Consider the following 19,360-nt stretch of genomic DNA (forward strand, 5'->3'; position numbering starts at 1 on the left):
CATGGAAAAGTTCAACCTCTCACAGTGGGCCATAGAGCACCCCGCACTCACCCGTTATTTGATGGTCGTGCTCATGGTGTTGGGCATGGCGTCATATTTCCAGCTGGGGCAAGACGAAGACCCGCCATTCACCTTCCGCGCCATGGTGGTGCGTACGTATTGGCCGGGTGCTACTGCGCAGCAAGTGGCCGAGCAGGTAACCGACAAGCTAGAGCGCACTCTGCAAGAGGTGCCCTACGCCGACAAGATTCGCAGCTACTCCAAGCCGGGCGAATCGCAAATCATTTTCCAGATCAAGGACTATTCCAAGCCTGCAGATGTGCCCAATGTGTGGTACTCCGTGCGCAAGAAAATTGGGGATATTCGTTACACCTTGCCGCAAGGTGTGCAAGGGCCATTCTTCAACGATGAATTTGGCGATGTATTTGGCGTGATTTACGCCCTAGATGCACCCGGCTTCAACCCTGCGGAGGTGAAGAAATTTGCTGATGATGTGCGTCAGCAACTTTTGCGCGTCAAAGACGTCGCCAAGGTCGAGCAATTTGGCGTGCAAGACGAAAAAATCTTTGTGGAAATTCCACAAAAGCGATTAGTGCAATTGGGGCTCGATCTCAGTGCGGTGCTCTCGCAATTGGGGCAAGAAAACGCCATTGAAAACGCAGGCACGATTCAGACGCCTGTTGATGTGTTGCAAGTTCGGGTTGATGGTCAGTTTGAGACAGAAGAACAGTTGCGTGCCATGCCCATTCGTGGCAGCTCAGGCCAGCAGGTGAAGTTGGGTGACATCGCCAAAGTTAAACGTGGCTATGTAGAGCCCGCCGTGGTGAAAGTTCATCACCAAGGAAAAGACGTGATCGCGCTAGGTGTGTCGATGGCCAAAGGTGGTGACATCATTGCCTTGGGCAAGGCGCTGGAAGTTGCTACGGCACGTATTGAGAAAACTCTGCCTGCAGGTGTGACCTTGGCGCAAGTGCAAGACCAACCCAAGGCCGTCGCAAAGTCAGTCGGCGAGTTTGTGCGTGTCTTGATTGAGGCTGTCTTGATTGTGTTGGTGGTCAGCTTCGTGTCTCTGGGTTTGCACAAAGGCGGACGCTACGGATGGTATGTCGATGTACGACCCGGATTGGTGGTGGCTATCACGATTCCGCTGGTGCTGGCCATGACGTTTTTAGCCATGAACTACTGGGGCATTGGGCTACACAAAATTTCGCTGGGCTCGCTCATCATCGCTTTGGGACTGTTGGTGGATGACGCCATCATTGCCGTGGAAATGATGGTGCGAAAGATGGAAGAGGGCTATGACCGCATCCGTGCAGCCACCTTTGCGTATGAGGTGACGGCCATGCCCATGTTGACAGGCACGCTCATCACGGCGGCGGGCTTCTTGCCCATCGGTATGGCCAAGTCCACCGTGGGTGAATACACCTTTGCAATTTTTGCCGTGACCGTGATTGCGTTGGTGTTGAGCTGGTGGGTGTCGGTGTACTTTGTGCCGTACTTGGGTACCTTGCTGCTGCAAGTCAAACCGCATGGTGAACACGGTGGCGAGCACGAGTTGTTTGACAGTCCGTTTTACAAACACTTTCGTGCCGCCGTGACTTGGTGCGTTGAGTACCGTTGGAAAGCCATCGGCATCACCTTGCTGCTGTTTGCATTGGGTTTGGTGGGCATGGGGCGTGTGCAACAGCAGTTCTTCCCAGACTCGGCACGTCCTGAAATTTTGGTGGACCTCTGGTTCCCTGAGGGAACCTCGTTCAAAGAAAACGAGGCCGTCACCAAAACTGTGGAACAGCGATTGCTCAAAGAGCAGGGCGTGCAAACGGTCAGCACTTGGATTGGTTCAGGCGCGCCACGTTTTTACTTGCCATTGGATCAAGTGTTTCCTCAATCCAACGTGTCGCAAATCATTGTGGTGCCAGACGATTTGAAGCGTCGCGAAGCTTTGCGTTTGGCTTGGCCCGCCATGCTGGCGCAGGAATTTCCAGAGGTGCGTGCCCGTGTCAAGTTGTTGCCCAATGGCCCGCCCGTGCCTTATCCCGTCCAATTCCGCGTGGTCGGTTCTGACCCTAAGCTGTTGCGCGTTCGCGCGGATGAGGTCAAGGCCACCATGCGCGCCAACCCCGCCACGCGTGGGACGAACGACAACTGGAACGAAAACGTCAAAGCCATCAGTCTGGATGTCGATCAAGCCAAGGCGCGCAACTTGGGGGTGAGTAACCAATCTATCGCCCAGGCTGTACGCACTTTGTTGGTGGGTTCTACCGTCGAGCAATTCCGCGAAGACAACAAGCTGATTGACATCGTGCTGCGTCAACCTTTGGAAGAGCGTGATGCGATCACTGATTTGGGCAATGCCTATGTGCCCACCAGCTCTGGCCGCATGATTCCACTGGCGCAAGTTGCCAAACTCAATTTCACCTGGGAGCCTGGTGTCATGTGGCGTGAGGGCCGTGAATACGCCATCACGGTGCAGTGCGACATCATCGAAGGCTTACAAGGTGCAACCGTGACCAAGCAGCTGTTGCCAGAACTCAAACAGCTCGAAGCGAAGTGGGGTCAATCCGAGGCGCCCAATTACCGCATTGAAGTGGCTGGCGCTGTGGAAGAAAGCTCAAAAGGCTCCAGCTCAATTTCTGCAGGTATGCCTGTGATGCTGTTCATCACTTTCACCTTGTTGATGTTGCAACTGCAAAGCTTCAGCCGCGCCATGTTGGTGTTCCTGACCGGTCCTTTGGGCTTGGCCGGCGTGGCTGGCGCTCTGTTGGCACTTAATCGTCCATTCGGTTTTGTCGCTTTGCTTGGCGTGATTGCCTTGATGGGCATGATTCAGCGCAACTCGGTCATCTTGATTGACCAAATCGAGCAAGACCGAGCCAATGGCGTACCAGCTTGGGAGGCGATTGTGGAGTCAGCTGTGCGTCGTTTGCGTCCCATCGTGTTGACGGCTGCGGCTGCTGTACTCGCCATGATTCCGCTCACACGCAGCGTTTTTTGGGGCCCTATGGCGGTTGCCATCATGGGCGGCCTCATCGTGGCCACGGTCTTGACGCTTCTTGCGCTACCTGCGATGTACGCGGCGTGGTTTAAGGTCGAAAAGCCGTCTAAAATGGCAAGCTGACCGATTTCAAGCGGGTGGTCTACCTGACCACCCGTTGTTATTTAGAAACCCGCGCGGGTGGCGAAATTGGTAGACGCACCAGGTTTAGGTCCTGACGTCCGCAAGGATGTGCGGGTTCGAGTCCCGCCCCGCGCACCATTTGATTGATAGCAAGCGGCCCTGTGGCCGCTGCAAACCATGCCAAATTAGGAGAAATACATGGCTGTGACCGTTGAAACTTTGGAAAAACTGGAACGCAAGATCACCTTGAGCTTGCCCGTAGACGTGATTACCAAAGAAGTGGACGTGCGTTTGAAGCGCGTGGCACGCCAAGTCAAGATTGACGGTTTCCGTCCAGGCAAAGTGCCGATGAACATCGTGGCTCAGCGTTATGGCTATTCCACACAGTTCGAAGTGATGAACGACAAAGTGGGCGAAGCCTTTGCTGTGGCCACCAACGAAGCCAAGTTGCGCGTTGCTGGTCAACCCCGCATCACTGAAAAAGAAGGCGCGCCAGAGGGCCAAATGCAATTCGAAGCCATCTTCGAGGTGTACCCAGAAGTGAAATTTGCCGACATGGGCAGCGTTGAAGTGGAAACTGTGTCTGCCGAAGTGACAGACGCCGCCATCGACAAAACGATTGATATCTTGCGCAAGCAACGCCGCACCTTCGCACAACGCCCTGCAGATGGCGCTGCTGCTGATGGCGACCGCGTGACCATCGACTTCGAAGGCAAGATCGACGGCGAGCCATTCCAAGGCGGTAAAGCCGAAGACTTCCAGTTCTTGCTCGGCGAAGGTCAAATGCTCAAAGAATTTGAAGACGCTGTGCGCGGTATGAAGTCTGGCGAAAGCAAAACTTTCCCATTGAACTTCCCAGCCGATTACCACGGTAAAGAAGTGGCTGGCAAACAGTCTGATTTCTTGGTGACCTTGAAGAAAGTCGAAGCTGCCAACTTGCCAGAAGTGACCGACGAATTGGCCAAGTCTTTGGGCGTGGCTGACGCGACAGTGGCTGGCTTGCGCGCTGACATCAAGAAAAACTTGGAGCGCGAAGTGAAATTCCGCTTGCTGGGTCGCAACAAGCAAGCTGCTTTGGACGCAGTGGCTTCTAAAGCTGAACTCGACTTGCCAAACGCCAGCGTGCAAGCTGAGTTGGCACGTATGGTCGAAGGTGCTCGCGCTGACCTCAAGCAACGCGGCATCAAAGACGCCGACAAAGCACCGATCCCCGAAGACATCTTCCGCCCACAAGCTGAAAAGCGTGTGCGCATGGGCTTGGTGGTGGCCGACTTGGTTCGCGCCAACAACTTGCAAGCGACACCAGAACAAATCAAAGCACACATCGAAGAATTGGCCTCTAGCTACGAGAAGCCAGCCGACGTGGTGCGTTGGTACTACAGCGACATGAGCCGTTTGGGCGAAGTTGAAGCCATCGTCATTGAAAACAATGTGACTGACTTCATCTTGTCTAAAGCCAAGGTGAACGCCAAGGCCATTTCATTCGATGAGTTGATGGGCCAAGCCTAATCAACCCCCACAAGGAATAACAACATGAGCGCACTGGATACACAAGCCTTGGGTATGGTTCCCATGGTCATTGAGCAGTCGGGCCGCGGCGAGCGGTCTTATGACATCTATTCACGTTTGCTCAAAGAGCGCGTGATCTTTTTGGTGGGTGAGGTCAATGACCAAACCGCCAACTTGGTGGTGGCTCAGTTGTTGTTCTTGGAGAGCGAAAACCCAGACAAGGACATTTCGCTCTACATCAACTCTCCTGGTGGTTCGGTGAGTGCTGGCATGTCGATTTACGACACCATGAACTTCATCAAGCCCCACGTCTCGACACTGTGCATTGGCATGGCTGCGAGCATGGGCGCGTTCTTGTTGGCCGCAGGTGAGAAGGGTAAGCGCTTTTCTTTGCCCAACTCCAAGGTCATGATTCACCAGCCTTTGGGCGGCACACGTGGCCAAGCCACAGAGATCGAAATCCATGCCCGCGAAATCTTGAAAACACGCGAGCAATTGAACAAGATCTTGGCTGAGCGCACAGGCCAGCCGTTGGAAAAAATCCAACGCGATACCGAACGCGATTACTATCTGAGTGCTGACGAAGCCAAAGAATACGGTTTGGTCGATCAAGTGATCAGCAAGCGCAGCTAAACGACACAACTCAGACAAGTTCTCATGGTTGATAAAAAAAGCACTTCTGCCGAAAAAACGCTCTACTGCACTTTTTGCGGTAAGAGCCAGCACGAAGTCAAAAAACTCATCGCTGGTCCTTCAGTGTTCATTTGCGATGAGTGTATTGACTTGTGCAACGAAATCATCCGTGATGAACTGCCAAGTCTAGAAGCTGCTAAAGAAAACGGCAGCGACTTGCCAACGCCCGCAGAAATCAAAGCCAACCTCGACAACTATGTGATTGGCCAAGAGCCTGCCAAGCGAACTTTGGCTGTGGCGGTGTACAACCACTACAAGCGCTTGAAGCACAAAGAGTCGTCCAAAAAAGATGATGTCGAGCTGACCAAAAGCAACATCTTGCTGATTGGCCCCACAGGCTCTGGCAAAACTTTGCTGGCGCAAACCATGGCGCGCATGTTGAATGTGCCTTTCGTCATGGCCGACGCCACCACCTTGACTGAAGCTGGTTATGTGGGCGAGGACGTTGAGAACATCATTCAAAAGCTGTTGCAAAGCTGTGACTACGATGTGGAGCGTGCACAGCGCGGCATCGTCTACATCGACGAAATCGACAAGATCTCACGCAAATCTGACAACCCGTCTATCACCCGTGATGTGTCAGGCGAGGGCGTGCAACAAGCCTTGCTCAAGCTGATTGAAGGAACGATGGCGAGCATCCCGCCTCAAGGTGGTCGCAAGCATCCAAATCAAGACTTCTTGCAAATCGACACGACCAACATCTTGTTCATTTGCGGCGGCGCGTTTGCTGGGCTTGAAAAAGTCATTGAAAACCGCACAGCGGCCTCAGGCATTGGCTTTGGTGCCACAGTCAAGAGCAAAGAAACACGCAGCTTGTCTGAGGTGTTTGGCGAGGTCGAACCTGCTGACATCATTAAATTTGGTCTGATTCCCGAACTCGTAGGCCGTATGCCCGTGGTCGCCACCTTGGCTGAGCTGACCGAGGATGCCTTGGTGCAAATCTTGACTGAGCCAAAGAATGCGTTGGTCAAGCAATACAGCAAGCTGTTGGCCATGGAAGGTACTGAGCTCGAAATTCGCCCTGCGGCCTTGCGTGCGATTGCCAAGAAAGCATTGGCGCGTAAAACAGGTGCGCGCGGTTTACGCTCCATCCTTGAACAATCCTTGATCGACACCATGTACGAATTACCCAATTCGACCAATGTTGAAAAAGTGGTGGTAGAAGAAGCCACCATCGAAGAAAACAAACCGCCTTTGTTGGTGTACCGAGAGGCCGCCAAAAAGGCTTGATGATTGAACTCGGGGACAGTGCAACAAAGCCTGTCCCTTTTTTACTGGAAGGCTGACCATGTCTGGACAACCCCCGCTGCCCGCTACCCCTTTAGAACTGCCACTGTTGCCCTTGCGCGATGTGGTGGTGTTCCCGCACATGGTCATCCCCTTGTTTGTGGGACGTCCTAAGAGCATCAAAGCACTCGAAGCTGCCATGGCGGCTGAGCGCCGCATCATGTTGGTGGCACAAAAAGCAGCCGCCAAAGATGAGCCCTCAGTCACGGACATGTTCGAAGTCGGCTGTGTCTCGACCATTTTGCAAATGCTCAAGCTGCCTGATGGCACGGTCAAGGTGTTGGTCGAAGGCCAGCAACGCGCCAAGGTAGATGGCATTGAAGATGGTGAATCGCATTTCACAGCGCATGTCACACCGATCGAAGTGGTGGCTGCTGAGTCGGGCAGCGAGGTGGAGGCTTTGCGCCGAGCTGTGATGCAACAGTTTGACCAATACGTCAAATTGAACAAAAAGATTCCGCCAGAAATTTTGACCTCGATTTCTAGCATTGACGATGCAGGCCGCTTGGCCGACACCATTGCCGCTCACTTGCCATTAAAGCTCGAAAGCAAGCAAGTGGTGCTCGATTTGTCGCCTGTGCGCGAACGTTTGTCCAACTTGTTTGAGCAAATTGAACGCGAAGTTGAAATCCTCAACGTCGATAAAAAAATCCGTGGCCGCGTCAAGCGCCAAATGGAAAAGAACCAACGCGACTTCTACCTGAACGAACAGGTCAAAGCCATCCAAAAAGAGCTTGGCGAAGGCGAAGAGGGCGCGGACATTGAAGAGATTGAGAAAAAGATCAAGGCTGCTCGCATGCCCCAAGAGGCACGTAAAAAGGCAGAGGCTGAACTCAAGAAGCTCAAACTCATGTCCCCCATGTCAGCCGAGGCCACCGTGGTGCGTAACTTCCTCGACGTGCTGGTGGGCTTGCCTTGGCACAAGAAAACCAAAATCAAACACGACTTGGCCAATGCCGAGGATGTTCTGAATGCAGACCACTTTGGCTTGGAAAAAGTCAAAGACCGCATCTTGGAATACCTTGCTGTGCAACAACGCGTCGACAAGGTGAAGGCTCCGATTCTTTGCTTGGTCGGTCCTCCTGGTGTGGGTAAAACCTCTCTGGGCCAATCTATCGCCAAAGCCACAGGTCGCAAGTACGTGCGCATGGCCTTGGGCGGTATGCGTGACGAGGCCGAGATTCGTGGTCACCGTCGCACCTACATTGGTGCGATGCCCGGCAAGGTGCTGCAAAGCTTGACCAAGGTCGGCACACGCAACCCCTTGTTCTTGCTCGACGAAATCGACAAGCTCGGCATGGACTCGCGCGGTGATCCTTCCAGCGCCTTGCTCGAAGTGTTGGACCCCGAACAAAACAACAAGTTTGCTGACCACTACGTGGAAGTCGATTACGACTTGAGCGACGTGATGTTTGTGGCGACATCCAACTCGATGAACATTCCACCAGCGTTGCTGGACCGTATGGAAGTCATCCGTTTGTCGGGTTACACCGAAGACGAAAAAACACACATTGCCACCAAGTATTTGCTGCCTAAGCAAATGAAGAACAACGGCGTGAAACCCGAAGAGCTGTCGGTGGACGAAGCGGCTGTGCGCGACATCGTGCGCTACTACACCCGTGAAGCTGGTGTGCGCTCGCTAGAACGCGAAATGTCCAAGATTTGCCGCAAGGTGGTCAAGGCCTTGTTGCTCAAGCAAATGACGCCACAAGTCAAAGTCACGGCAGACAACTTGCCCGACTTCCTTGGCGTACGTAAGTACACCTACGGTCGTGCAGAAGCTGAAAACCAAGTGGGCCAAGTGGTTGGCTTGGCTTGGACCGAAGTGGGCGGTGATTTGCTGACGATTGAAGCCGCCATCATGACCGGCAAAGGCACGATCACACGTACCGGTTCGCTCGGTGATGTCATGAAAGAGTCAGTTGAGGCAGCGCGCACAGTGGTGCGTAGCCGCGCACGTCATTTAGGCATTTCTGAAGACATCCTTGAGAAGCGTGACATTCACATTCACGTGCCTGATGGTGCAACGCCCAAAGACGGCCCCAGTGCTGGCGCTGCTATGACCACCGCGTTGGTCTCTGCTCTCACAGGCATTCCTGTGCGTGCAGATGTGGCCATGACGGGTGAGATCACCTTGCGTGGTGAAGTCACGGCGATCGGTGGCTTGAAAGAGAAGCTCTTAGCCGCATTGCGCGGTGGCATCAAGACGGTATTGATCCCAGAAGAAAACGTCAAAGACCTGCAAGAGATTCCAGAAAACGTGAAGAACGGTTTGGAAATCGTGCCGGTGCGTTGGATCGATAAAGTGCTTGAAATTGCACTCGAGAAGATGCCTACGCCACTGCCCGACGAAGTGCCAGCTGTGGCTGCCGCGACTGCTGCAGGCGCCGAGACAAAAGCGCAAGCCATCAAGCATTAAGATTTTTCTAGCGCACACCAAAACAGCGTGAAAAATGCGCTAGAATATGCGTCTTACGCGGGAATAGCTCAGTTGGTAGAGCGCAACCTTGCCAAGGTTGAGGTCGCGAGTTCGAGCCTCGTTTCCCGCTCCAAATTCGATAAGGGAAGCACACCATGCTTCCCTTTTTCGTCAAAGTTAATGGCGCGATAGCAAAGCGGTTATGCACCGGATTGCAAATCCGTTTAGCCCAGTTCGACTCTGGGTCGCGCCTCCAGACAAAGGGCACTTATCGTGAGGTGAGTGCCCTTTTTTTATTTGACAGAAATTTCTGTCTATTCGCATTCAAGGTTCTAGTTCAAATGTTCTATATGATTTTTTTCTAGTCATTGCTAGCATCTGCTTGTGTTTGAACAGAACACAAGTCATCCTTAGACTAGAAATCCCCGTGTAGCAGTACATGGGGATTTTTTTATCTCAATTCGGCTGTCTCACTCGACCTCACGCTTTAAATAAAGGCTGGTTTTGTAGAGCGCGAATACGAAAAGGTTAAAAAGCATAACGACCATCGCAAAACTGCCATACCGCTTCAGTTTATTCGCGGCCTTGGCTTTTTCTAGATCAGCGATCGCTTGTTCTGTGCGCGTATGTATGTCATTGCCCTGATTGCAAATTTGATGGGTGGCATCGTAGGCCTCAGGTTGGTTCATCGCGTTTTTCTCACAGTTTTTCATGAGTTTGTCAGCGCTCGAATGCAAAGCTTGCTCTTTCTCGAACATTTCGGTCAAGCTGTTGAGTTCAGATTCATAGCGCCAGTTGGCGATGACATAGGCGACGCCAAGACTGACAATGAAAATTAAAAGCCAGATCTGCTGCGGACGTGTGAGTTTCATGTGTCGTAGCCGTCGACGATGGCAATCGTTCCGATTGAGTTGTTGGTTCGATGGGAGAGGATGGCTTGATAGGCATGACTGTGGTACCAAGCTTCAGCCGTCTCTCGGTTTGGAAATTCCACAACGACTTGGCGCTCACCTTGGGGCTGCCCTTCCAGTTGGGTGGAGTGCCCACCTCGAACCAAGTATTTGCCTCCAAACGCTTCAATGGTTTGGGGGACTTGGCCAGCATAGGTTGCATAAGCAACAGGGTTGGTGATGGTGATTTGACCGACTAAGTAGGCTTTGGTCATCTGAGGCTTTCGTGTGGGATGTTTTAACGATAAAACGCTTCAACCTTACCTTTGAGTTTGATCAGCAAAGGTTTTCCCTTGCGATCCAGTGTTTTGTTGGAGGGGACTTTGATCCAACCTTCAGACAAACAATACTCTTCTACATCGAAGCGATCTTTGTTATTGAAGCGAATGCCAATGTCGTGCTCGAACACCGCAGCCACGTAATGTGGGCTGCGCGGGTCAATCGACAAATGATCGGGGAGCGTGGGGCGTTGTGTGTTTGCATCAGTCATGCCTGTGATTTTCCATGATTTATGCGATGCGATGCACGTCAAGAGATGACGATAGGTTTGCAAATAAAATCCGAACACCTTATGTCCAAATATTTATTTTTATTCTGCGTTGTTGTTTGGCATTCAAACCTGTGGGCAGGGTGGGTGTTTCTCACCAACAACAGCCACGGGGCTAACGATTACTACTACGCACCCGTCGAGGACAAGGGCAAGATCAAGGTATTGCGCACGTTCACCCAAATGCCGGTGGATGCCAAGGTGCCTTTTCATACACCGAAGGCCGTCGTGAAAGTGACTTTGTATAACTACTCATCAGAGCAGTCGACGTACGAAATCAATTGCCAAGAGCAAACGATTCAATTGATGGAGCGAATTTTCTACCGCGATATGGTGGGTAAAGTGCCATTCATCACGCATCAGGCCAAAGATACGTTTATTCAGCAGAGTAATTCAGAGTTTGCGAAGCAATTCATCAAGACGCCTTTGCATTTTGATGACATCCGACACTACCGGATGCACGAGGCCGCTTGTCGATAAAAAGGGGACCGCTCCCGGCGGTGAATTGGAGTCCACACGCGCCCTAAAACTTCGGGCTGGTGGCGAGAGCGGTCATAAACCTAAGCAACCTTGAACCCTATATATCGGTCCAAAGTGCCAAGGCTTTAGCGGTTTAACCGATCAAATCCACACGACCGTCCAAACTCATCACGCCAGTGATGACGCTGAGCTTGGGATGACGCTTGAGCACTTGACGGCGGAACTCGTTCAAGGCTTCTGCATGTGCTTCAGTTTCGTCGTGCTTGTCAGCCACTTTGTCATCACCGAAGGCCAACTTGGCTGCGCCGCAATCGCGGTGGGTGATGCCCACCACGCGTTTGATGTGGTGCAAAGACACGGTGATGTCCAAGTTGTCCCAATAGGCTTTGTGCCAAGCTGAGAATTTGGGGTGCACAGCGCCGATGGGGCCGCCAGCAATCACGAATTGGCTGTAGTTGTCGGTCAACTTGTCGCGGCTGATGCCTTGCAGCAAGCCCATGTATTGCCAGCTCAGGGTGGTAAAGCGTGGGTCAATGCAGTTGACCAACATGGCTTCGTAGTTGCCGCTGGCAGCTTGCGCTTGAAAAGGCGAGAGGCCCATCAAACCGCCAGCCACAGTGGCGGCACCTGCGGCTAAGAAGCCGCGGCGTGAGTGGTTGCCGGCCAATTGAAGCGGGCCGCAGCAGGCGCAAGTAGGGGTCATGTTGCTCACAATAATGTCCTTGTTGTGGTTAAAAAGAGAGTTAGCCATGGGTTGTCGGCATCAAACCGATAGGCTTTAGTAATTTTGATGATTTTTCCAGAATTTAATCATCCTCGGGCTTGGGGCTAATGCCCATGCGTGCCGTCGATAATGATGTCAACCATGTCTAGCACTCCGTCTGCGTCTTCTACTTTTCGCGTTTTGAGCCTCATCCCCCCGATGACGCAACTCAACACGCCTTACCCGTCCACCGCTTATTTGACGGGTTTTTTGCGCACTCAGGGGGTGGACGCAGTGCAAGAAGACTTGGCGTTGGGATTGGTGTTGGCCTTGTTCACGCCAGAGGGCTTGGCGCACGTCAGAGATTGCGCGCTGGCACGGCCAGAAGCGGAGCGCACGGCTTGTGTCAATTACTTCTTGGATTACTTTGGGCGCTATCAATCTACTGTTGCGCTTGTCATCGCCTTTTTGCAAGGTCGTGACTCTACGTTGAGTCATCGCATCGCAGGGCGTGGCTTCTTGCCAGAGGGACCTCGTTTTGCCGCTTTGGATGCATATGACGATGAGGGCAGTGGCGACCCGTTGGCTTGGGCCTTTGGCGCATTGGGGCAACATGACCGTGCGCGCCATTTGGCCACCCTGTATTTGAATGACTTGGCCGATGTGCTGCGAGATGCTGTAGATAGTCGGTTTGAGTTCGTTCGTTATGCCGAGCAATTGGCCGGCAGTCAAGCTAGCTTTGAACCATTAGCTCAGGCCTTGGCCGCGCCCCCTACCTTGGTGGATCGCACGCTCCACGCGCTGACCTTGGCAACCATTGCGAAGCACCAACCTCAACTGGTGTTGTTGTCGGTGCCATTTCCAGGTGCTGTGTATGCGGCGTTTCGCATGGCTCAGACCATCAAGGCGCATCATCCGCACATTCGCATTGGCTTAGGGGGCGGCTTTGTGAATACAGAACTGCGCGAGCTGACCGAGCCACGTGTTTTTGACTACGTGGACTTCATCAGCTTAGATGCGGGAGAACGACCTTTGCTCGCGTTGATTGAGCATTTACACGGCAAGCGCAGTGTTCAACGTTTGGTGCGTACCTTTGTGCGTAACGAATCGGGGCATGTACAACTCATGAACTGGGCCGAACCGGATGTGCCCTTTGAAGAGGTGGGAACACCCACTTGGGATGGCTTGCCTTTAGATCGTTATTTGTCTTTGCTCGACATGCTCAACCCCATGCATCGTTTGTGGAGCGATGGCCGCTGGAACAAGTTGACGGTGGCGCATGGGTGTTATTGGAAAAAATGCAGCTTTTGCGATGTGAGTCTCGACTACATCTCTCGCTACGAAACCGCCTCTGCTTCAACCTTGGTGGATCGGATCGAAAAAATCGTGGCAGAAACAGGGCAGACTGGGTTTCACTTCGTAGACGAAGCTGCTCCGCCCAAAGCTCTGAAAGCCTTGGCTGAAGAACTATTGCGCCGTCAGGTGCATATCTCTTGGTGGGGCAATATTCGTTTTGAAAAAACCTTCACCCCGGAGTTGGCAGAGCTGTTGGCTCAAAGTGGTTGTATTGCCATGTCGGGAGGCTTGGAGGTGGCCTCCGATCGCTTGCTGACGCTCATGAAAAAAGGCGTCTCAGTTGAGCAAGTGGCGCAGGTGACCAAAGGGTTTTCAGATGCCGGCATTTTGGTGCATGCCTATCTCATGTACGGGTTTCCCACGCAAACGCTGCAAGACACCGTGGATGCATTGGAATATGTGCGTCAACTCTTTGAAAACGGTTGCATTCAAAGTGGCTTCTTTCATCGCTTTGCCTGCACGGTGCATTCACCTGTGGGCCAAAACCCGACTGACTATGGCGTACAGGTGGTTCCATTGCCGTCCGTGAGCTTTGCTAAGAACGATATTGCTTTCATCGACCCCACAGGGACTGATCACGACACCTTGGGGCGAGGGTTGAAAAAAGCCATTTACAACTACATGCACGGCGTGGGGTTAGAGACTGATGTGCGTGTGTGGTTTGAATTGCCCAAAGGGCAATGCCCCAAGCCCACGGTGGCCCGTCACAAAATTGCAAAAGCACTGGGGTATTGATTTTTTCTTTGCCCCTGAGCTAAAAACCAGCGAATTTGTGATTAGAATAGCGGCTTCGGAATTAAACACTCCACGCGGGAATAGCTCAGTTGGTAGAGCGCAACCTTGCCAAGGTTGAGGTCGCGAGTTCGAGCCTCGTTTCCCGCTCCAAATTTAAAAGCCCTCAGATGAAAGTCTGAGGGCTTTTTCTATTGGTATTTATTTTTTAGGTAATGAGCCGCCACTTTTGACGCATTCATCCACAGTCTTGAATTCTGTGAATTTCTTGGTGCGCTCGTAGCTTGGGCTGTTTTTGTCGTGACAAATGCCAGAGTCAGACTTTTTCACGATCGGATCAGCCGCCGCGGCGGGTTGTCCAGCAGCAGCGCGACCGCCACTCTTGATGCATTCATCCATGGACGCAAAACCTGTGAACTTCTTGGTATTTCCGTAGGACGTGCTGGTTTTGTCATGGCAAATTCCTGCATCTGATTTCTTGACCACGGGGTCAGCGGTTTCTTTTTTGTCCGCAGCGTGTGTCAAGTTGAGGCTCAAGCCAAGAAGAGCTGCGAGCAAAAAGTGAGAGGCAATGCGTGGTGTCATGGAAGTATTCCTTAGTGGACTTTAAGATTTGACGTTTTAAGCATGGCTTAAAAAAATTCACCGCCAATATAGACGAAAAAATATCCTCAATCGGTCATGAATTGCCCGAGTCTCAAAGGTGGTCTGACGTAAAATCTGCAATCACAAAGACACTGCCCGAGTGGTGAAATTGGTAGACACAAGAGACTTAAAATCTCTCGCTTCCGTAAGGGGCGTGCCGGTTCGATTCCGGCCTCGGGCACCACTGAATCAGCACAAGGAAGGAGTTTCGTCATGGCACGCTACAACGCCGCGTATGAAATCCATGTGCATGGACTAGTCCCCTTGCAGCCCGAAGTCGGCGTAGACCAGTTGCATGACGCACTGCGACCGCTTTGGCAGTATGCAGGTGCTGCATCGCTGGAAGATGGTGCAAGCAGCTCATACCCCGAAGAGCCAGGCATTCGTTTCAACCCAGAAGAACATACCTTGCAAATGTGCTGGACGGTTTCTGGTGATGATGACTTCCGCCAAAGCCTCGATGACATGTGCATGAATTTGAACGAACTCACAGCTGCAGGCGCTGCGATTGAAGTCACGTTTTATGACAACGACTTTGATGAAGAGGATGAGTCGCGAGGCCAAAACTCACGTGATGATTTCATGATGCTTTTTGTCGGCCCCACGCCTGCAGACATCATGCAAGCCCAACGTGACATGCTCGTCAATGATGTGATTCATTTGATGGAGCGTCATTTCGATGGCGCAGAGTTGGGCGGCGTGGTCAATGAAATTGACAAACTTTTCTCAGACCGTTTTGACAACCTCGTGAACTCTTTGGATTTGGGCCGCACACCACGCGGCCCCAATGGAGGTCACGGTGGTGGCGGTCATGGTGGCCGCAAGCCTCGGCACTTGCACTGAGGCTGTCAAAACACAGAAGCGCCTCGCTGCTCCCTCGTGTTCAGATATAAAAAAGCCGCTCATGCTAGAGCGGCTTTTTCATTCAGTGGCTTCGATCAGTTCGCCTTAATACCAATGCCTTTGAATTCGCCGGAGGCAATGCGCTTTTCCCACTCGGCTGGGCCAGTGATGTGAGCGCTGGTGCCACCTGAGTCGACCGCTACAGTCACGGGCATGTCGACCACGTCGAACTCGTAAATGGCTTCCATGCCGAGGTCGGCAAAACCCACCACCTTGGCGTTTTTAATCGCCTTGGACACGAGGTAAGCCGCACCGCCCACGGCCATGAGGTAGGCCGACTTGTGCTTTTTGATGGCTTCAATGGCAGTCGGGCCGCGTTCGGCTTTGCCCACCATCGAGATCAAGCCAGTTTGCGACAACATCATCTCGGTGAACTTGTCCATGCGGGTGGCTGTGGTGGGGCCTGCGGGGCCCACGACTTCGTCGCGCACGGGGTCCACGGGGCCGACGTAGTAAATCACGCGGTTGGTGAAGTCCACAGGCAACTTCTCGCCTTTGGCCAGCATGTCTTGGATGCGCTTGTGTGCGGCATCGCGGCCGGTCAACATCTTGCCGTTGAGCAAAATGGTTTGGCCGGGTTTCCAGCTCGCCACCTCTTCTTTGGTGAGGGTGTTGAGGTCCACACGTTTGCTTTGCTGTGTGTTGGGTGTCCAGTCGACGTTGGGCCACAGGTCCAACGAGGGGGCTTCCAAGAACACGGGGCCTGAGCCGTCCATCACAAAGTGGGCGTGGCGGGTGGCGGCGCAGTTGGGAATCATCGCGATGGGCTTGCTGGCCGCATGCGTGGGGTACATCTTGATCTTCACATCGAGCACCGTGGTCAAGCCGCCCAAGCCTTGTGCGCCAATGCCCAAGGCGTTGACCTTGTGGTACAGCTCCAAGCGCAGTTCTTCGACTTGGCTGAGTTTTTCACCTTTGCTGGATTTCTCGAGCAACTGGTACATGTCCAAGTCGTCCATCAAGCTTTCTTTGGCCATGAGCACGGCTTTTTCAGCGGTGCCGCCAATGCCAATGCCCAACATGCCGGGAGGGCACCAGCCCGCACCCATCGTGGGCACAGTTTTCAAGACCCAATCGACGATGTTGTCGCTGGGGTTGAGCATGTACATCTTCGATTTGTTTTCGCTGCCGCCGCCTTTGGCTGCGACGGTGATGTCCACTTTGTTGCCAGGCACGATTTGCGTGAAGATCACCGCAGGTGTGTTGTCTTTGGTGTTTTTGCGAGCGAACTGAGGGTCGTCTACCACCGAGGCGCGCAGCATGTTGTCGGGGTGGTTGTAGCCACGGCGCACGCCTTCGTTGATGGCGTCTTCCAAGCTGCCAGTAAAGCCTTCCCAGCGCACATCCATACCGATTTTCAAGAACACGTTGACGATACCGGTGTCTTGGCAAATGGGGCGATGACCAAACGCGCTCATCTTGCTGTTGGTCAAGATTTGCGCAATCGCGTCTTTGGCCGCAGGGCTTTGTTCGCGTTCGTAGGCGCTGGCCAAGTGCGAAATGAAATCAGCAGGGTGGTAGTAGCTGATGTATTGCAGGGCGGCGGCGACCGATTCAATCAGGTCGTTTTGGCGGATCGTGGTCATGGAGAAGTCCTGAAAAAAGGCCAGAAGTAAAAACAGCGGCTGAGTTTACTCAAAGCCGCTGTCTTGATGCTTGCACCGCAAGGGCGCGTCGTTATTTGGTGCTGAGCACCCAAGCTGCCAATTTCTTGGCTTCTGCATCATTCACTTGCGTATTGGCGGGCATGGGCACTGGCCCCCAAACGCCTGCGCCGCCTTTTTGAATCTTGGTGGCCAGTTTGTCGGCTGCACTTTTGTCGCCTGCATATTTGGCCGCGACATCTTTGTAGGCAGGGCCCACTAGCTTTTTGTCTACCGCATGACAAGCAAGGCAATTTTTAGAAGTAGCCAACGCAAGATCAGCCCACGCAGGAGAGGTCATGAAGCTGACTGCTGCAACAGTGAAAAAAATAAGATGCTTTTTCATAAGGATGTCTCCGAAGGGGACTGAGATAAAGACAGTTTAGCGTGCTGAATTCATGTGCACTTTCGTGTTCGTGGTGTGGCGAACATGACATGCCCAGACATCTGGGTATTGGGGCGTGGGCGATAATCAAAAGACTTAATCGACATACTTTTTCATCGGAGCTTCTCACATGCCTGCATATCGTTCCAAGACTTCTACCGCTGGCCGCAATATGGCGGGTGCCCGCTCCTTGTGGCGTGCCACAGGCATGAAAGACGACGATTTTCAAAAGCCCATCATTGCCATTGCCAACTCGTTCACGCAGTTTGTGCCTGGCCATGTGCACTTGAAAGACTTGGGGCAACTTGTGGCCCGTGAGATTGAAGCGGCAGGCGGTGTGGCCAAAGAGTTCAACACCATCGCGGTCGACGACGGCATTGCCATGGGCCATGACGGCATGCTGTATTCACTGCCTAGTCGCGACATCATTGCTGACTCGGTCGAGTACATGGTCAATGCGCATTGCGCGGATGCCATCGTGTGCATCTCCAACTGCGACAAGATCACCCCCGGCATGTTGATGGCTGCGATGCGTTTGAACATCCCCGTCATCTTTGTGTCGGGTGGTCCGATGGAAGCGGGCAAAGCTCGCTTGGCTAATCCTGAAACAAAAACCATTGAAATCAAAAAACTCGATTTGATCGACGCCATGGTCATGGCCGCTGACAGCAAAGTCAGCGATGCCGATTTGGCAGAGGTCGAACGTTCAGCGTGTCCTACATGCGGTTCGTGCTCGGGCATGTTCACTGCCAACTCAATGAACTGTTTGGCCGAAGCTTTGGGCTTGGCTTTGCCTGGCAACGGCACAGTGGTGGCAACACATGCTGATCGTGAGCAGTTGTTCAAGCAAGCAGGCCGCACGATTGTGGACATGGCCAAGCGCTACTACGAGCAAGGCGACGAGAGCTTGTTGCCACGCTCGATGGGCTTCAAAGCGTTTGAGAACGCGATTGCGTTGGACATCGCCATGGGTGGTTCGACCAACACCATCTTGCATTTGCTGGCCATTGCGCAAGAAGCTGAAATTGAATTCACCATGGCTGACATCGACCGCATGTCCAAGATCGTGCCTCAGCTGTGCAAGGTCGCACCCAACACCAACAAGTACCACATCGAAGACGTGCACCGCGCAGGCGGCATCATGGGTATCTTGGGCGAGCTCGACCGTGCGGGCAAGCTGCATACCGATGTGCCCACCGTGCACGCCAAAACCATGAAAGAGGCGTTGGACAAGTGGGACATTGCGCGCAACCCTTCCGACGAAGTGAAGCACTTTTACATGGCAGGTCCCGCAGGCATTCCAACGCAAGTGGCGTTCAGCCAAAACACACGTTGGCCCAGCCTTGACACCGATCGTGCCGAGGGTTGCATCCGATCCTTCGAGCACGCGTTCAGCAAAGAAGGCGGCTTGGCCGTGTTGCGCGGCAACATCGCGCTCGACGGTTGCGTGGTGAAGACCGCGGGCGTGGACGACAGCTTGCTGGTCTTTGAAGGCCCCGCCCATGTGGTGGAAAGCCAAGACGAAGCGGTAGAGCACATCTTGAACGACCAAGTCAAAGCTGGCGACATCGTGGTGGTGCGCTACGAAGGCCCCAAAGGTGGCCCCGGCATGCAAGAAATGCTGTACCCCACCAGCTACATCAAGTCCAAGGGTTTGGGCAAGGCTTGCGCCTTGCTCACCGATGGTCGTTTCTCTGGCGGCACTTCAGGTTTGTCGATTGGTCACTGCTCGCCCGAAGCGGCAGCAGGCGGCACGATTGGCTTGGTCAAGAACGGCGACCGTATTCGCATCGACATCCCGAACCGCAGCATCAATGTGTTGGTGAGCGACGAAGAGTTGGCTAAGCGCCGTGTCGAACAAGACAAGCTGGGTTGGAAGCCTGCGCTGCCACGCCCACGTAAAGTGTCTTCTGCCTTGAAGGCCTACGCCAAGTTAGCCACTTCGGCAGACAAAGGCGCGGTGCGCGATTTGTCCTTGCTCGACTGACCC

At 53.2% G+C, this 19,360-nt stretch carries 16 protein-coding genes and 5 tRNA genes; 14 read left to right on the plus strand and 7 right to left on the minus strand.

Going from position 1 to position 19,360, the window contains the following annotated elements:
* The first annotated feature begins 1 nt into the window (after position 1).
* The 8 genes from QMG27_RS04700 to QMG27_RS04735 all read left to right on the plus strand — a co-directional run bounded on the left by QMG27_RS04700 (position 2) and on the right by QMG27_RS04735 (position 9,282).
* A complete protein-coding gene (locus QMG27_RS04700; protein WP_281813738.1) occupies positions 2-3,118 on the plus strand; it encodes an efflux RND transporter permease subunit in 3,117 nt (1,038 codons plus the stop codon).
* Positions 3,119-3,169: 51 nt separating this feature from the next.
* Positions 3,170-3,256: transfer RNA gene (locus tag QMG27_RS04705), tRNA-Leu, on the plus strand.
* Between the two features lie 60 nt (positions 3,257-3,316).
* A complete protein-coding gene (gene tig / locus QMG27_RS04710; RefSeq protein ID WP_281813740.1) occupies positions 3,317-4,627 on the plus strand; it encodes a trigger factor in 1,311 nt (436 codons plus the stop codon).
* Positions 4,628-4,651: 24 nt separating this feature from the next.
* On the plus strand, positions 4,652-5,260 hold the full coding sequence (clpP, locus tag QMG27_RS04715) for an ATP-dependent Clp endopeptidase proteolytic subunit ClpP (RefSeq protein ID WP_281813744.1): 609 nt from the start codon (positions 4,652-4,654) through the stop codon (positions 5,258-5,260).
* A gap of 24 nt (positions 5,261-5,284) precedes the next feature.
* The gene (gene clpX, locus QMG27_RS04720; RefSeq protein ID WP_281813746.1) at positions 5,285-6,550 is read left to right on the plus strand and encodes an ATP-dependent Clp protease ATP-binding subunit ClpX; all 1,266 of its coding nucleotides are present in this window, start codon (positions 5,285-5,287) and stop codon (positions 6,548-6,550) included.
* A gap of 58 nt (positions 6,551-6,608) precedes the next feature.
* Positions 6,609-9,026, plus strand: a complete 2,418-nt coding sequence (lon, locus tag QMG27_RS04725) for an endopeptidase La (RefSeq protein ID WP_281813748.1) — start codon at positions 6,609-6,611, stop codon at positions 9,024-9,026.
* Positions 9,027-9,083: 57 nt separating this feature from the next.
* A tRNA-Gly gene (locus QMG27_RS04730) sits at positions 9,084-9,159 on the plus strand.
* A gap of 49 nt (positions 9,160-9,208) precedes the next feature.
* Positions 9,209-9,282: transfer RNA gene (locus tag QMG27_RS04735), tRNA-Cys, on the plus strand.
* A gap of 214 nt (positions 9,283-9,496) precedes the next feature.
* Here the strand turns inward: QMG27_RS04735 and QMG27_RS04740 are convergent.
* From QMG27_RS04740 to QMG27_RS04750, 3 genes are read right to left on the minus strand one after another with little or no spacing between them, the layout of a single operon-like run.
* Positions 9,497-9,898, minus strand: a complete 402-nt coding sequence (locus QMG27_RS04740; protein ID WP_281813750.1) for a hypothetical protein — start codon at positions 9,896-9,898, stop codon at positions 9,497-9,499.
* Positions 9,895-10,191, minus strand: a complete 297-nt coding sequence (locus QMG27_RS04745) for a DUF1330 domain-containing protein (RefSeq protein ID WP_281813752.1) — start codon at positions 10,189-10,191, stop codon at positions 9,895-9,897. Before QMG27_RS04745 ends, QMG27_RS04740 begins: the two co-directional genes overlap by 4 nt.
* 23 nt (positions 10,192-10,214) lie before the next feature.
* The gene (locus QMG27_RS04750; RefSeq protein WP_281813754.1) at positions 10,215-10,466 is read right to left on the minus strand and encodes a DUF3297 family protein; all 252 of its coding nucleotides are present in this window, start codon (positions 10,464-10,466) and stop codon (positions 10,215-10,217) included.
* 81 nt (positions 10,467-10,547) lie between these two features.
* Between QMG27_RS04750 and QMG27_RS04755 the strand changes: the two genes are divergently transcribed.
* Positions 10,548-11,003, plus strand: a complete 456-nt coding sequence (locus QMG27_RS04755) for a hypothetical protein (RefSeq protein ID WP_281813756.1) — start codon at positions 10,548-10,550, stop codon at positions 11,001-11,003.
* Positions 11,004-11,136: 133 nt separating this feature from the next.
* Here the strand turns inward: QMG27_RS04755 and QMG27_RS04760 are convergent, their stop codons facing one another.
* A complete protein-coding gene (locus QMG27_RS04760) occupies positions 11,137-11,706 on the minus strand; it encodes a hypothetical protein (protein WP_281813758.1) in 570 nt (189 codons plus the stop codon).
* 162 nt (positions 11,707-11,868) lie between these two features.
* On the opposite strand from QMG27_RS04760, the gene QMG27_RS04765 reads away from it, so the two are divergent.
* Both QMG27_RS04765 and QMG27_RS04770 read left to right on the plus strand, forming a co-directional pair.
* A complete protein-coding gene (locus QMG27_RS04765) occupies positions 11,869-13,797 on the plus strand; it encodes a radical SAM protein (protein ID WP_281813761.1) in 1,929 nt (642 codons plus the stop codon).
* Positions 13,798-13,871: 74 nt separating this feature from the next.
* Positions 13,872-13,947: transfer RNA gene (locus tag QMG27_RS04770), tRNA-Gly, on the plus strand.
* Positions 13,948-13,995: 48 nt separating this feature from the next.
* Here the strand turns inward: QMG27_RS04770 and QMG27_RS04775 are convergent.
* On the minus strand, positions 13,996-14,379 hold the full coding sequence (locus QMG27_RS04775) for a hypothetical protein (protein WP_281813763.1): 384 nt from the start codon (positions 14,377-14,379) through the stop codon (positions 13,996-13,998).
* A 154-nt stretch (positions 14,380-14,533) separates the two neighbouring features.
* Here QMG27_RS04775 and QMG27_RS04780 point away from each other — a divergent pair.
* Together QMG27_RS04780 and QMG27_RS04785 are read left to right on the plus strand one after the other, a co-directional pair.
* Positions 14,534-14,623, plus strand: a tRNA-Leu gene (locus QMG27_RS04780).
* Between the two features lie 29 nt (positions 14,624-14,652).
* Complete coding sequence (locus tag QMG27_RS04785) at positions 14,653-15,282, plus strand: DUF6806 family protein (RefSeq protein WP_281813766.1); 630 nt, start codon at positions 14,653-14,655, stop codon at positions 15,280-15,282.
* A 95-nt stretch (positions 15,283-15,377) separates the two neighbouring features.
* Here the strand turns inward: QMG27_RS04785 and QMG27_RS04790 are convergent, their stop codons facing one another.
* Positions 15,378-16,928: a fumarate hydratase gene (locus QMG27_RS04790; RefSeq protein WP_281813768.1), complete on the minus strand. Its 1,551-nt coding sequence runs from the start codon at positions 16,926-16,928 to the stop codon at positions 15,378-15,380.
* Between the two features lie 91 nt (positions 16,929-17,019).
* A complete protein-coding gene (locus QMG27_RS04795; protein ID WP_281813771.1) occupies positions 17,020-17,331 on the minus strand; it encodes a c-type cytochrome in 312 nt (103 codons plus the stop codon).
* Between the two features lie 169 nt (positions 17,332-17,500).
* Here QMG27_RS04795 and ilvD point away from each other — a divergent pair, with 169 nt between their 5' ends.
* A complete protein-coding gene (gene ilvD / locus QMG27_RS04800) occupies positions 17,501-19,357 on the plus strand; it encodes a dihydroxy-acid dehydratase (protein WP_281813773.1) in 1,857 nt (618 codons plus the stop codon).
* Positions 19,358-19,360 lie beyond the last annotated feature (3 nt).

The organism is Limnohabitans sp. MORI2 (genome assembly GCF_027925025.1).
Lineage (GTDB): Bacteria > Pseudomonadota > Gammaproteobacteria > Burkholderiales > Burkholderiaceae_C > Limnohabitans.